This window comes from Haloplanus natans DSM 17983 (genome assembly GCF_000427685.1).
GTDB lineage: Archaea > Halobacteriota > Halobacteria > Halobacteriales > Haloferacaceae > Haloplanus > Haloplanus natans.
The window spans coordinates 798,272-812,330 of the sequence record NZ_KE386573.1 but is presented as its reverse complement, the minus strand read 5'-3'; the positions used below and the strand labels follow the sequence as shown (position 1 = coordinate 812,330).

Annotated in this window: 10 protein-coding genes and 1 pseudogene; 6 read left to right on the top strand and 5 right to left on the bottom strand. The window is 54.7% G+C overall.

What is annotated here, in order from left to right:
- Positions 1-13: 13 nt before the first annotated feature.
- Positions 14-1,504 carry a flippase gene (locus tag HALNA_RS06455; protein WP_049935581.1) on the bottom strand — a complete coding sequence of 497 codons (1,491 nt, stop codon included), beginning with the start codon at positions 1,502-1,504 and terminating at the stop codon, positions 14-16.
- A 234-nt stretch (positions 1,505-1,738) separates the two neighbouring features.
- Positions 1,739-2,959 (bottom strand): NHL repeat-containing protein, encoded by a 1,221-nt coding sequence (locus tag HALNA_RS06450; RefSeq protein WP_157573468.1) that lies wholly within the window; start codon positions 2,957-2,959, stop codon positions 1,739-1,741.
- A 277-nt stretch (positions 2,960-3,236) separates the two neighbouring features.
- Between HALNA_RS06450 and HALNA_RS06445 the strand changes: the two genes are divergently transcribed.
- On the top strand, positions 3,237-4,160 hold the full coding sequence (locus HALNA_RS06445; protein ID WP_049935579.1) for an alkaline phosphatase family protein: 924 nt from the start codon (positions 3,237-3,239) through the stop codon (positions 4,158-4,160).
- A gap of 487 nt (positions 4,161-4,647) precedes the next feature.
- Here the strand turns inward: HALNA_RS06445 and HALNA_RS19290 are convergent, their stop codons facing one another.
- From HALNA_RS19290 to HALNA_RS06435, 3 genes are all read right to left on the bottom strand, one after another.
- A complete protein-coding gene (locus tag HALNA_RS19290; protein ID WP_084509928.1) occupies positions 4,648-6,048 on the bottom strand; it encodes a DUF4330 family protein in 1,401 nt (466 codons plus the stop codon).
- Positions 6,049-6,130: 82 nt separating this feature from the next.
- On the bottom strand, positions 6,131-7,438 hold the full coding sequence (locus HALNA_RS06440) for an O-antigen ligase family protein (RefSeq protein WP_049935578.1): 1,308 nt from the start codon (positions 7,436-7,438) through the stop codon (positions 6,131-6,133).
- Positions 7,439-7,505: 67 nt separating this feature from the next.
- Positions 7,506-8,690: a glycosyltransferase gene (locus HALNA_RS06435; protein ID WP_049935577.1), complete on the bottom strand. Its 1,185-nt coding sequence runs from the start codon at positions 8,688-8,690 to the stop codon at positions 7,506-7,508.
- A 557-nt stretch (positions 8,691-9,247) separates the two neighbouring features.
- On the opposite strand from HALNA_RS06435, the pseudogene HALNA_RS06430 reads away from it, so the two are divergent.
- The 5 genes and pseudogenes from HALNA_RS06430 (at position 9,248) to HALNA_RS19285 (ending at position 14,059) form a co-directional block, all read left to right on the top strand.
- Positions 9,248-9,882: pseudogene (locus HALNA_RS06430) on the top strand (IS6 family transposase).
- A gap of 72 nt (positions 9,883-9,954) precedes the next feature.
- A complete protein-coding gene (locus tag HALNA_RS06425; protein WP_049935576.1) occupies positions 9,955-10,884 on the top strand; it encodes a glycosyltransferase family 2 protein in 930 nt (309 codons plus the stop codon).
- 76 nt (positions 10,885-10,960) lie between these two features.
- A complete protein-coding gene (locus tag HALNA_RS06420; protein WP_049935575.1) occupies positions 10,961-12,070 on the top strand; it encodes a glycosyltransferase family 4 protein in 1,110 nt (369 codons plus the stop codon).
- A gap of 182 nt (positions 12,071-12,252) precedes the next feature.
- Positions 12,253-13,107 (top strand): glycosyltransferase family 2 protein, encoded by an 855-nt coding sequence (locus tag HALNA_RS06415; RefSeq protein WP_169719017.1) that lies wholly within the window; start codon positions 12,253-12,255, stop codon positions 13,105-13,107.
- A gap of 55 nt (positions 13,108-13,162) precedes the next feature.
- Entirely contained in the window at positions 13,163-14,059 is an 897-nt protein-coding gene (locus HALNA_RS19285) for an alkaline phosphatase family protein (RefSeq protein WP_211225996.1), read from the top strand.

Here is a 14,059-nt window from a genome sequence, read left to right as displayed (position 1 = left end):
TCCGACGAAATCGTCACTCGACGAGATTCCGAACCAACTCGATATCACGATCCTGGATGCCGAGGAGATACAGCGTCGTCAGAAAGACGCCAGCACCGAGACCGCCGCCGACGACGAGCAACGCGTATTGCGAGAGCACGATACTGAGTCCGTACATCGTTCCGCCGGCGACGACGCCGGCGGCAGCGGGTTTCAGATACGTCCAGTCGTACGGTGAGAACCCTTCGAGGTACCAGACCTGAGCGACGCGAACGATGTTGATGAGCGTCAGTACGGTGGCAGTTGCGAGGGCGGCGCCGATGAAGCCGAACTCCAGAATCAGTACGTAGTTCAGAATCGCGTTCAACACGCCGGAGGTGAGTTGATTGGCCAACGTGAGATACTGGTGATCGGACATCATCAGGAGGTAGCCACTCGGTCCGACGAGTGCATTGGTCAGTTGGGCGACGACGAACAGCCACAGTACTCGTTCTCCTCGAACGAATCCCTCCCCGAAGATGCGGAGCAGTTCCGGTGCGTACACGAACGCGGCAACCGCGGGGAACAGAGCGGTCGTGAAGATCAACCGCGTGATCGTGCCGTAGACGTCTTCGAGTTCGTCGTACTCCCCGTCGTGGTAGAGACGGGACGCGATTGGGGGAAAGAGTTGATTGAACGCGCTGAGAGGGAGTGAGAGCAGTCCCGAGAGGAGGACTGCGACGTTGTAGACGCCGACGGCCGAGCCCGAGAGCAGGAAGCCGACCATCAGGAGGTCGATCCGATTGTACAGGAAACTCCCGAGTTGGGTGAACGTCAACGGCACCGAGAAGTCGTAGTATCGCTCGGCGTCGGTCCGTGTCGGTCGCGCGATCGAATCGAGGTCAGTCTTCTTGATCAGGACCCCGAGTGCGACCAGAAGCGTCAACACGCCGCTGACGATGAGCCCGGCTGCGGCCCCGACGAGCGAGTAGCCGAGCGCGACGGCCCCGCCGATGAATACGAGCCGGATCGCCGGACGCGCGACCGACGAGACGGCGACGTTGTAGTCCATCCGCTCGATGGCCTTGAACACCGAAAACGTGAGCAACGACAGCGTCTGGAAGGGGATGACGATGGCAGTGATCTGGAGCACGTCGACGAAGAGGGGATCGTCGAGCGTATAGGCGGAGACGAGGGGCGCACCAAAGTAGACGAGAGCCGCGACGACGACGCTGCCGGCGATCGACGTGCCGTACGCGAGCGTGAGCATCGCCTGTCGTTTCCGCGGTTGATCCTCATACTCCGGGAGAAAGCGCAACACGGACTTGTCGCCGCCGAGTTTCGTGAAGACGGTAAACAGCGAGAAGATGACGTTGAGGTAGGTGTAGATGCCGTAGAGGCTCGTGCCGAGATACCGCGTGAGGACGACGTTTGTGACGAGCCCGAATCCCTTCGAGATGCCCTTGCCGATCAAGAATAGTCCGGCACCCTCGGAGATGGAGTTGAGGGTGTCAAGACCTCCATTATCCGCCTCGTTGTCACTCATTCAAGCTCCCGAAGAGGTAGCGGTGGGTCGAAGGAATCGGTGATTCTGACGTAGTGTCGAGCATACCCATCGAAGCGTGTCAGTTCACGTCGAAAGTCGGATCGAAGATAGTTCCCCAGTTAGTCGCATGATCAGTTTGTCAACCTGGAGTTATCTAAATCTTAGCAAATGAGCCCCTGCATCGATGGCGGACAAAAATACGACGTAAGGTTGGAGTGCTAGCCGGATAGTCCGTTACCGATCCCGACCCCGACCTCGGGCCCTACCGTTGCTGCCGTTTCCGTTGCCGTTGTTGCCGTTCCCATTGTCGTTGTTCGACGGGAAGTTGTCCGCGGCTTCCTGTGCGTCTGCCTCGGTGCAGTAGAACTCGACGAAGCTGATGGCGAACCGGTCAGGAGCCGTCGCGGTGACCTCCCCGTTCGTTCCGTCAAGTTCCTGGACATCGAAGCCCTGGCCGGCCTTCACGACGACCCACAGGGTACAGTAGTCGGTCTGGAAGGTGACGGACATCGGTTCGTTCTCCTCGTCCTCCTTGGAGACGTAGGAGCCGGGCGTGTAACTGATCCCGTCGTCGCCCTCACCCTCGAGGACGAAGTCGCCGTCCTCGAACTCGTACTTCACCGCTTCGTCGAGTTCGCAGTCGACGCAGGTATCGTCAATCAGCCGACCCACAGTCATGTCACCGTTACGGTAGTCGTACGGGTTGCCGTCAAGCGTCATGTGGAAGACTGTTCCGCGTTGCCCGTCGGTCTTATCGATGACGACGAGTGCCTCTAACTCGCGGCTCGATCCGACGAGGTCACCGAGGCCGGCATCGCGGACAGCTAAACCGGTGAAGGATGTGCCCTCGTCAGTACCGACGACGGTCGCCTGACCATAGGTCGGACTCCCGGAATCGTAGTCGATCGTATATAGAGTGTCGTCGGCGTTCGAGTGGAGGAACAGGGTACCGTTGGAGTCGAAGGCGATGTCGGCACCGTTGACCTCCACATCCTGCAGAACCACGAGTTCCGTCGCGGTCGGTGGCGACGCACCGAAGTCGATCGAATACAGCGCGTTCGTGTCGTTGCTGGCCGCGTAGAGAACACCGTCGAGGCCGAACGACGCGAGCACCGTCTGTTCCGGCAGACCGCTGATGTGTCCCTCGTCGGTGAACGTGTCACCGATCACGTCGTACGTACAGAGATGGCGTGATAACCGGTCGATGAGATAGACCGTTTCTCCATCAAGTGATGCCGCGATGGCGTCCACGCCCGTGAAATTCGGCTCTGGGAGTACCTCAAGCTCTGTGAGGACAGCTTCCCCACTACCGGTATCCAGGTCGACCGAGAACAGACGCGTCGGCTCGGGGTCGTCAGCCCTGAAGGCACTGTCCGTCAGATAGATCGTTTCCGTGACGGACTGGGCAGTAGCTGGGAAAGAGAGCGTTCTGACACCGAGCGCACCGAAACTCACCACTCCAACACCGAGTGTGGTCGCGCGAAGGACATCTCTGCGAGAAATTCCAGATTGGATTGTGTCCGGGTTCATGATATGCTGGCTCCTCACTGCACTTCCGTCAGTAAGGTCAGATAGTATATTTCGTCTGTTTGATATATAGGTATGGCCACGCGATACACGGGATGAAAAGCGGTAATGAGGCCATACTCAAGTCAATATGCACCGATTTAATCTGTATCATGTGTGGCCCCGTAGCAAAGACATATGTTTCGAGGCTGAGATACATCGATAGATGACGGTCTTCGACTGGCTCGGACGGTCCGCCTCATACGTCCGGGAGGATGGACTGTCGGGTCTGCGACGCTCCGCCGACGAGTTCAAACGGAGTGCCGCATCTCGGCTCGATCCGTATGTCCCCGGCGAGTCGATCTTTGCCAGAGAGTGGGATGTGCTGTTGATCCTTGATGCGTGCCGCCCGGACTTACTCGGTGAGGTGGCGGATAAGTATGACTTTCTCCCCACACACCCGGAGACGATCCGTTCAAAGGCCAGTAGCTCACGTGTCTGGATGGATCGGAACTTCACACCGGAGTGGAGGGTAGAGATGCAAGAGACAGCATACATCACGGGCAACCCATTCAGCAACGACCACGTCGATCCCAACGCGTTCGCGCTCATCGACGAAGTGTGGAAGTACGCGTGGGACGACGAGCGAGGAACGGTTCCAGCCCGTCCGATTACCGACCAAGCCATCGAGACAGCGCGCTCGCACAATCCCGAGCGCTTGCTCGTACACTACATGCAGCCTCACTTCCCGAGCGTGCCTGATCCGATCGGATCGGCAATCGATCTCTACACATTCGGGGAAGAGTGGGAATCAGTGTGGGACGATCTCGAAGCCGGACGAATTTCAAAGGAGCGAGTGTGGGAGTCCTATCTGGCGAATTTAAATTACGTACTCGACGACGTAGAACTCCTGCTTGAGAATATGGACGCCGACACCGTCGTGATCAGTGCAGATCACGGAAATGCGTTCGGCGAATTTGGATTTTTCGGCCACCCTCCACGAAATCCACATCCAAGCGTGCGGCGCGTTCCGTGGGTAGAGACGAGAGCGACGGATTCGGGGAAATACGAACCGGAACCGTCCGAACAGGTGGACAGTATCTCCGAAGAGGACGTTACGTCACGATTGGAAGATCTTGGGTATCTGTAACGAAAACGTAGGCTCAACAGTCAAAAAGTGCGTAAGGTGCGGATTTCGTCCGAAGTAGAATATCGAACCTGTCGATAACCACAGATTATAATATGTTTTGATCGTCGTTACTGTTGGTCCGACTCCGTCCGTAATGACTGTGAAATCCAATTGGTGAAAGCGGTCACCGTTCGATACGTCCAAGAGTTGTGCAAAATCGGCGTTGTATGGTGGCTCACCCAATCGATTAGCGAAAGTATTGGGCCGAGCGTTCGTGTTTCTCGAAGATCAATGGAGACGATGCCTGGTTCGGTGATCCGCCTGAGAAAGCGATAAGAGGAAGATCGGTGAGCGAGTTTAAGCACCGAAAAATAACCAGAAATGACACTCGAGACGACGAGGTTATCGCTGAAGGCGCCGACCACCTCGGCAAGCAGGGACTGTCGGTACACGGACTTGAGCCACATGCGGAAGTTGCCGTCCTCCGGTCGTTTCGGATCGATCGACACTATAGTGACACCACGGTTACGCGGACTGTCATCTGCCCGAGGTCAAGAACAATTCGGCTTCCTTGCTGAATCGTTCGCCCTTTGAACGAAACTCCGGAAGGCGTCTCGTACAGAGTGAGTTCAGCAGTAATTGTGAGGTCCTGATTGAGGGGGTGCTCACGTCGATAAATACCACCGTCCTGACTCGTCAAAACGATAGTCGAGTTCTCACGGGAGACGTTGGTGATTCTCGCAACCGTACTGCCTGCGGCCCGCTCAACCATCCCTTCCTGGACGCCATTTGCGACTACGGGAGGAGCATTCCGAAGCTGGAGAGTGACCGTTCGAGTCGTGCGCTCACCGCGTTGCTCGGTTGCCCCGACACGACGGATTTCTCCATTTAATTCGTACGTTTCTGTGACGAACCGAATCGTGGAATCTTCTTCGACAGGTGTTCCGCCGAAGTGTGGTGTTTGGTCTCGGGCTATCGTTACGAGGTTTAGTCCGACGAACGCGCGCTTCTGATCGGGAGAATCCGTACCGTACACCGTGACAGACTCGACGGTAGCCACGTCTCGACCCTCGACACGATACGTGTCCCCTGTATCGAGTCGGCTCGCTACTTCGCTTGACACCATACTGCTGATCAGAACATCAGAAGTGGTTTGATCAAGTGTCGAGCCGACATCAAGGACGGTCAACGAAAGGGATCCCGTATCTGGAGGGAAAGTGATGGACGTGCCCGGCTGGAGGCGTGTTCCGCCGAATCGAATTCCCGTCGCACCGGCGTATACGTCAAGCGTCGCGCTGATGAATGCGAGGCGACCATCGGTGTCGCTTGTCCGGTAGAGGATGACTTCGTCAATCCTCCCGACTGTTCGGTTGCCAACATTGAGAGGCCGGTCGGGAGCAATATTGGCGGTGCCGGAACTCGGTGACTCGGTCCGTAGCACCACCGGAATTTCACGCGTTTTGAGTGTACTTCTGGAACCAACATCTCGGATCACACCCGTTACCTCATACGTATCCGTCTGAATGGAGAGACTGCGTCCCAGTCGTGGAGGTGTGCTATCGTAGCTCAACGTCTCACCGCTCGCCGGACCTCGGAGTTCCGCCCGAAGCAATACCCTAGTTTGCTCCCCTTGTGGAGAAAAGTGAACGTCGGTAATAGTGAGTTTGGAGTTTACTGCCGGTGAGTACGTGTCGTTTTCTTCCAATTCGCTAAGGAGATAATCCGGTTGAGTACCGAGATCGAGGGTGACGTGTGTCGTTGGTAAGTCACGAGGTTCCGAATCACCGGAAAATCCCTCACCGGCAAGTGCCACCCCTGCTACGACGAGACAAAAAACCAGAACGACAACAAGGGCATCGACGACGTTGAGAAGGCCGAACAGATTCCCCCGTTCGTCAATAAGGTCCATTCAACCACAAGTGTGGCACCAATAAATAAAAATCTAGTTGCTAACGTACAGTTTGGGCGAAATGAGTCACTCGAAGGTGGCTTCAATCTGTCCTCTGATCGTTTAGATTTACTGCCTGCGGATCACTGGACTGAAAGCGCGAAAAACCGGACGTGACAACCACATGTACGTACGCTAATCCAAGCCCGTATATGACCCAGAAGATTCGGCTGGAGTGAAGCGGGTCACCGGTGCCGAGGCTGGCGATAGCAAAGCTCAGGACGGAAACACAGAGTGGGAGTGCGTATCCGTCGTCTCCATTAAGATACGTCTGAAACAGTTGGTCGGCTAGAAGCCCATAGGCGAGAACGAACAGGAGTAATCCGACAGCCCCTACTTCTCCGGCGAGTTGTGCGATCCAAGAATGGGGATTGATGATGCGCCCAGTATCCACCGACGAGCGGGCGGCAACCGAAGTGAACGCGCCGATACCGTGTCCGAGCGGCTTCTCTACTAACATCGTCCCAGCGAGGTCCAGAAGTTGCCAGCGACTCCACAGGCCAAACGATGCAGCCTTGTCGAACGGGTTACTCGCTATCTTCGGAAGGACTAATCCAAGAACGGTGGTCGAGCCGACGAGTGCCGTGAAGACTGGTAGCCACGACGAAAGCCACGCTCGAATGTTATCTCGCAGAATCCAAAACACGACCGTAACACCGACACCCAAGCTGCCGGCGATGAGCCCGGATCGCCCCCCGTTGTAGACGATTAGCCGGAAAGCAGTGATTAGAAGACCGAGTGTGGCGAACCGAGCGGCAACCGAACGTCGTCTCAGAAGTTCCCAAACAAGGATGGGCGCGGTGACAGCGAGTAGAAACACGAAGTAGTTCCGATTGATGAAAACACTTGAGAACCCTCGCGTGTTGGCCCGAGAGGGATCTGTCAACCGGCTTACCGGCAGATGATTCCCGGTCCAGTATTCCCAGAACGCGATGAGCACCGTGATCGTAACGATGGCGAAGAAGCCGTAGACCAGCACCGAGAAGTCCCGCTTCCCACGAAGCGTGTAGATGATCGCCGCGATTACCGTCGCCGACGACACGATGTGGAAGATTGCCCGGACGGTATCGGAAATGCTCGTCGTCCAAGATATCGTCATGGTCGCGTACACGGCGAAGAGCGCGAGAAAGAGTAGTGGGACCGAGACCTCGACGCTCTTCCGGATGAGGAGGAGGTAGCCAACGAGACAGACACCGATGATCCAGAAGACGTGGATCTGGAAGAAGCTGAACGACGCTATCCGAACGGTAGGGAAGGCTCCGTTCAACAACGACAGTCCGAGAAGTCCGACAAGTGCAGTGACGACGGGAATCGAAATCCGGTCCGAATCCATGTTCTGTTTGACGCTCATGGGCTGTCTCGTTGGGGGAATACGGCCGTAGAGGCAGCCAGCCGCGGCCGCGAGCCACTACGCCAAATCACTGAACACACCTCTCGAAGGTCGTCTCCAGCTTTTCAACTTCCCGTGATATGTTGAATTCGTCGACTATCTGGGGTCTGGTCCGGTCGCGGTAGTCACGCCACCTTGAGTCATTTCGGATCATCGTGAGAAGTGCGTCGGCAATCAGATCGGGATCCCGGGGCTCAACGAGGAGCCCGTTCCAGTCGTCTTCGATCAGTTCAGGGATACCTGACACCGTCGTCGACACGGGGGGTATCTTCATCGCCATGGCTTCCATGAGCGCCACTGGGATGCCGTCTCTGTTCCCGGATTCGGCGACGACGCAGGGCAGCAGGAAACAGCGAGCCTCGTTGTACTCGGTGAGCAGACGGTCGTCACTGACCGTATCCAGAAAGTTGACGTTTGTGTGCAGGTCATGTTCCGCGACCAGTGCTTCCAAGTCGTCTTGCAACGGGCCGGAACCAACGATGTGGTAGTCGACATCAGGAACGTGCTTCGCGACCTCGGCGACCGCCTCGATCGCGTATCTGATACCCTTTTTTTCCACGAGACGGGAGACCGTCAGGATGCGACCGTCCTGTGGGTCACCAGACGGACGGAACTTGTCCGGTCTGATCCCCGCGTGGACGATGTCGATGGGGGTGTCGTCGACGAAGTGCTCTCGGATGTACGAGCGATTGTATTCGGAAATGGTCACTAGCCGATTCACGGCGCGGAGTAAATACGGTTTATACCGCCCAAGCGGCCGTCGGTACAGGTCGGTAGCGTGCGTCGTGAGCGTAAACGGCACGTCGTAGTACGCGGAGACATACGCAGCCCCGAAGTTCGAACCCTTCGCGAAGTGTGTGTGTACGTGGTCGAGGTCGAAGGGTAAGCACTCAACGAACTCAATACATCGTTTCGCCCGGTAGAGGTTGGCGGCATGGTGTTTCGGAGATCCGGGATGGAGGGCGCTCTTGATTACGCCGGGGTGCAACAGCGTCGTTGAGCAGAGCGTCGTCACGTCCCGGTATTGCGGCGTCTCGATCCAGTGTACCGAGATATCCAGTTCGTCGTACTCCCGGTGGCTAACGGACTCGGTCGGTTTGTTGAGCGCACAGACGGCGACCTGATGGCCCCGCCGGTCAAGTTCGTAAATTTCGTTGAGGACGAAACTCTCGGAGAGCTTTGGAAACTGGCCGAGGAAGTATAGAATGTTCATCGCTGATCCGAACCTCTCGGAGGTATAGAGGAGGTAAAGTCGGATGGGGCAACGGTGCTCGGTCCGGAGTCGGTGTTCACCAGTGAGCCACCTTGAAAATGGAATTGTGTCACCTGAATTTAATTGTTTCGGGGACTGATAGACGTACGTGACCAGCCCCGGGCAATCGGGGTCTGCGTCCCGCTAGGAGCCCCTCACCACAGATTGAGTGGTTCGATGAGGGTGTGTTTGAGAGCCGACGATGTCGATCACACGGAGGTAGCCGTCGCTACAATTCCGCAGTCGTCTCTTTCAACTCCAAAGTAATAATCGAATTTCGACAGATATTTTTGAGTTGGTGATCCAAATAACTCCTAATAATATAGTCAATCATTTATTGTTAGATATTATAATTATCGGACGAACTAACAAACTGCTAATCACGGTCGACTGACCGTCATCACATTAAAACGGTCATACCTCTTGAGCGTAAAATCATTTTATATGAAATACCGGAGGTGGTGGGCGGTGTTCAGATAAGGATAAAGGATGAGGCGGTGCGATTTTTTGAGTGGTCTATGCTCGAAATCGACCGCCCTAGCGACGGTAGCGACCGCTTCGAGTTAGGATTTGTGGAGCGAGAGTCGACACCCAAGCTAGCGATGAAGCTCGGTATTCGACTCCATTTGGCAGGACTATCATTTTCGAATACCATCTCGATTCCCGATATTTTGGGTGTTGAGCGCTGTCGATCTACCGTTCACAATTGGGTGCAGAAGGCTGATTTACAGCCCACAGACGGTGCCGACCCGGATCACGTTGCGGTTGATGAGACCGTGCTCCAGCTCAATGACGAATGGTTCTGGCTGTACGCTGCGGTCGATCCTGAGACAAACCGCTTGCTGCACGTTAAGCTCTCTCCGACGAGAAATATAGCGATAACCGCGATATTCCTTGCGGAACTCTGTGAGAAACATCTCGTCGATAACGCGCTCTTTCTCGTCGATTCCGCACGTGGCTGCAAGCGACGCTTCACCGACACGGCCTCGATTACAAATGTGAAAAACATGGTAATCGGAACAGCATTAAACGTATCTTTCGAGAACTAAAACGTCGAACAAACTAGTTCTCAAACTGTTTCAGTCACACCGAAGCAGACACCGTCGAAAATTGGCTTCAAGCGTTCGCCTTCGCATGGAACCAGCTAATCTGAACACTACCACCGCGTATCTCGATGTATTCCGTAGAGTCATATGGTGGCATGACAGTTCATTAAATCGCGACCATGTCACCGGCTCGAGTTAGCGTAGTCATACCAACATACAACAGGGCGCAACTGCTCCCACGGGCAGTTGACAGCGTCCTGAATCAGACACTAGACGAGTTCCAACTCATCGTGGTTGACGACGGATCGACGGACGAAACACCCTCAGTGATGAAATCGTATACCGATGACCGCATAAGCTATGTTCAACTCACGGAGAATAGAGGGGCAAATGCGGCGCGTAACGAGGGAATTAGAACCGCTGCCGCGCCATATATCAGTTTTCTTGACTCGGACGACGCGTTCCTACCGACACATCTAGAGACTGTTATCACGGAGCTGGACGATTTGCCAGAGAGTATCGGCGGCGTTTACACCACGGAGCGTTTCATCCAAGATTCCTCTGTGAAAGACATTAACTACGCACGAGCGGCAGTTACCGACCTAGTAGAAGTTGTTCGAGACTATCAAGTCGGTGGGTTCTCTTGTTTGACGTTTCGCTCCAAAGTGTTCAATGAGATTGGATTACTGGATGAGTCACTAGATGCTTTCCAAGATAGAGACTTCTTAATTCGGTTTCTCGACAAATATGATTTGGCTCCGATCTCGGAAGAACTGGTGGAATACTATCTTCACCAGGGACGCCTCTCCGAAAATACGAAGATGAAGTTGTCCGCACTAAACCAACTCACGCAAAAACATCAAGAGCGGTTTGATAAGAAGGGAGAGGCGTATATCCACTACACTCGTGGATTTCTCTACGTCAAAATCGATCAAATGCCCCGCGCCCGACACGAGTTTCGGCAGGCCGTAAAAAAGGATCCCACGAAGGCACGGTATTATTTGCAGGTATTCTCATCACAGTTCGGAAAAAGGACGTTTCGGAAAGTGAATGAATTGAAAAAGAGCGTGTATAACACGATACTGCGGTTGTATTCGGGACTGAATTAAGTATAACTCGCGTTACGAGTAGTTCAAGTGAAAACGCGGGATAGCTTCATTAGTGAATGTGAAGGAGATTCTGTAGATGGTTTCGGTCCTTCACCTCGTCACTGGCGTCTCGGCAAGCTCTATTCCGCTCGAAATCGCCGAGAAATTACACACGGATTCCGAGATCGACGTTCAAGTTGCCACATTTTACGACTCGACAAACGGATCAACGGCCCATGACGATCCGGATCACACGGTCCCAGTCACTACTTTAGGGGCTCAAACTCGGTTCGATATCGCGGCGTATCGACGATTACACAAGCAACTCTCATCGGTCGATTTCCTCCACACGCACCAGAATTTTATCGGCTCTATCGCGAGAGCGGTCGCCGCAACGACAGACACCCAAATCGTCGACACCGAACACCGGAATCACGAGTCATTCACGCTCCTGCAGAATTTGGTGAACGCACCGACGCTCCCGTTAGCCGATAGAGTCGTCTCCAACTCGGAGCAGACGAAGGGCTCGCTACGCTGGTACGAGCGTCTGCTACTTGAGGAAGAGAAGCTGGAGGTCATCTACAACGGCGTCGACATCGATCGGATCGAGCAAGCACTCGCTATGGCGTCGAAAAAGACGCCGGATGCCGAAAACGACACTCCACTTCGAATAGTCTCGGTCGGTCGGCTCGTTCCGGTGAAAAACTACGCCACTCTTGTGCGGGCGTTTGCCAAGATTCAGGACGAGATTCCCGGCGCCGAACTCGTAATCGTCGGTGACGGTTCCGAACGAGAACAGTTGATCGGCTTAGCTGCTGAGCTCGGCGTGGAAACGGGGATAAGATTCGCCGGCCTCGTCCCACGAGAGGAAGTATATCAAACACTCGCAACGAGTGATGTCTTCGCTATCTGTTCGACATCGGAAGGATTCTGCGTGGCTGCGGTGGAGGCGATGGCAAGCGGGTTACCAGTCGTCGTCAGCGACATCGACGTCCTCCACGAGGTGGTCGGGACGTGTGGACGCTATGCTCAACCGCACGCCTACGAGACGTTCGCCACCGAAATCGTAGAACTGTATAACGACGAGCGAACTCGAATTGAAGAGGGAAGGGCCTGTAAACAGCGTGCTCGTTCGGAGTTCGATATCGATGAAACCGCACGCCAATATGCCGAGTTGTACCAAGAGATCATCACAGAGGAGACGTGAGAGGGTACTAGTCGTACCAACGCAGTCTCGTGATCGAAGCGTTACAAATAACGAGGAGAATTAATTAGGGGAGAAAGTGTGGTAGTACTACACGCAGCCCAAGTCCGCCGAAAACCCAAGCGCTCCTATGACAAAAAAATTCGTAGACCGCTGAATCAACAATGGATCGCCCGACTATCTCGGTGATTACGCCGACGTTTAACGAGAGCGACTACGTCGAGAGTACGCTTCGTTCGTTGGCTGCCCAAACGTACGATAACGTCGAACTCATTGTCGTCGATGGTAACTCAGCTGACGACACGGTCGAGAAAATCCGGCGCTTCGAAGAGGAGTTCCAGCGTGTCAAGATACTCGTGAACGATCCGAGAGTCAACCAGAGCTTCGCCCGAAATAGAGGGCTAATGCATGCAAACGGCGAATACATCGTCTTCCACGATGCCGATGATCTCTCCGTTCCATCTCGATTCGAACGTCAGGTTGAGTTCCTTGAGTCAAACCCGGATGTCGGTGCCGTCGGCAGTTCGTTTTATTATATCAACCCAAATCGGAACGAGCGAACCATCCGAAATCGGCCGACTGAACACGAAACGATTCGGAAGGCGCTGGCGAGGTCGTGCCCGATACACATCGGCTCGGCGATGTTCCGGTGCGAAGCACTCGCTGAAACTCATCTGTTCAAATCCGAGTACGCCGAGATCTACGAGATACTCATCGATATGGCGGCAAACGGGTGGAAGCTACGAAATCTGGAAGAACCGCTGTTCGTCTACCGTATCAATGAGGAATCGATCAGTCGCGAGGGACAGTTCGAACAGAAATGGGTCCTGCTTAAGCGCAACTATCAGGCGGTGACGCGGCTCGGGCTGTCGCCGCTTAATTTAGTCCTGTCCCTTGGCTGGTTCGTCTATATGTACAGTCCACCAGAGATGAAGCGGATTGTCCGACAGCTGTTCGCTCCAGACGACGATCAGCAGTTGACCAACGAACAAGAGCGGATACTCAATGGGTTGCTAGATGATTGTCCATCCCGAACATGACTATCTATTTATTGGCCGTCGAAGAACCATCCGGCTACGGACGGGGCACTACTAAATGATCGAAAAAATTCGGAAGGCGATCAAATTCCCAGAGGCAGCCAAGAGAAAGGTAGCCGCGTCGCTCGTTCGCCCGTTCACGTACGCATCTTTTCCAGCGATGTCGCACATTGACATAGAGTGGGACACGCTGATCATCCTTGATGCCTGTCGGTACGACACCTTCGAGAAACACAATCCGTTCGACGTGGCAGCGAAGCGAGTAGAATCAAACGCCAGCCACACTGCGGAATTTCTCGAACGGAATTTCAATTCGAATCGACACGACACCGTCTACGTCACCGCCTCTCCACAGCTAGCCGGTTACGAATCCCATTTTCACGACATCGTCCACGTCTGGAAGCGTGATTGGGACGAAAAACTACGGACAGTACGTCCAGAGAGCGTAACGGAAGCGGCGCTCGCAGCCCTACAGAAGTATCCGGACAAGAAACTAGTCGTCCACTATATGCAGCCCCACTACCCGTTCATCGGCCCAACGGGTCAAGAAATAGGAACTCATGCGACATTTACTGGCGGGCTTCGAGAGCGAGAGCATCTCTCAATTTGGGAACTCCTCTCGGCGGGAAAGGTGTCAGTCGACGACGTGCGGACGGCGTACGAAGAGAATCTGGAACTCGTACTCGACGAGGTCGTCGGACTGGTCGGCGAACTCAACGGCAAAACCGTAGTCACGAGCGATCACGGGAACCTCTTCGGTGAACGCGTCTCGGCGCTTCCAATCCCCCTGTACGGACACCCACCGAATATGCCTGCTGAGGGTCTCATACAGGTTCCACTAGTCGAACTACCATTCGAATCGCGGCGAAACACGGCTACGTCCGCACCACGCGAGACAGCCACCGAAACAGACGATGTCGAATCACGACTGCAGGATCTTGGCTATCTCCAGTGA

Coding starts and splice junctions, on each gene's coding strand:
- HALNA_RS19285 (WP_211225996.1), top strand. CDS start 13,163: ATGATCGAAAAAATTCGGAAGGCGATCAAATTCCCAGAGGCAGCCAAG.
- HALNA_RS06435 (WP_049935577.1), bottom strand. CDS start 8,690: ATGAACATTCTATACTTCCTCGGCCAGTTTCCAAAGCTCTCCGAGAGT.
- HALNA_RS19290 (WP_084509928.1), bottom strand. CDS start 6,048: ATGGACCTTATTGACGAACGGGGGAATCTGTTCGGCCTTCTCAACGTC.
- HALNA_RS06440 (WP_049935578.1), bottom strand. CDS start 7,438: ATGAGCGTCAAACAGAACATGGATTCGGACCGGATTTCGATTCCCGTC.
- HALNA_RS06420 (WP_049935575.1), top strand. CDS start 10,961: ATGGTTTCGGTCCTTCACCTCGTCACTGGCGTCTCGGCAAGCTCTATT.
- HALNA_RS06425 (WP_049935576.1), top strand. CDS start 9,955: ATGTCACCGGCTCGAGTTAGCGTAGTCATACCAACATACAACAGGGCG.
- HALNA_RS06455 (WP_049935581.1), bottom strand. CDS start 1,504: ATGAGTGACAACGAGGCGGATAATGGAGGTCTTGACACCCTCAACTCC.
- HALNA_RS06445 (WP_049935579.1), top strand. CDS start 3,237: ATGACGGTCTTCGACTGGCTCGGACGGTCCGCCTCATACGTCCGGGAG.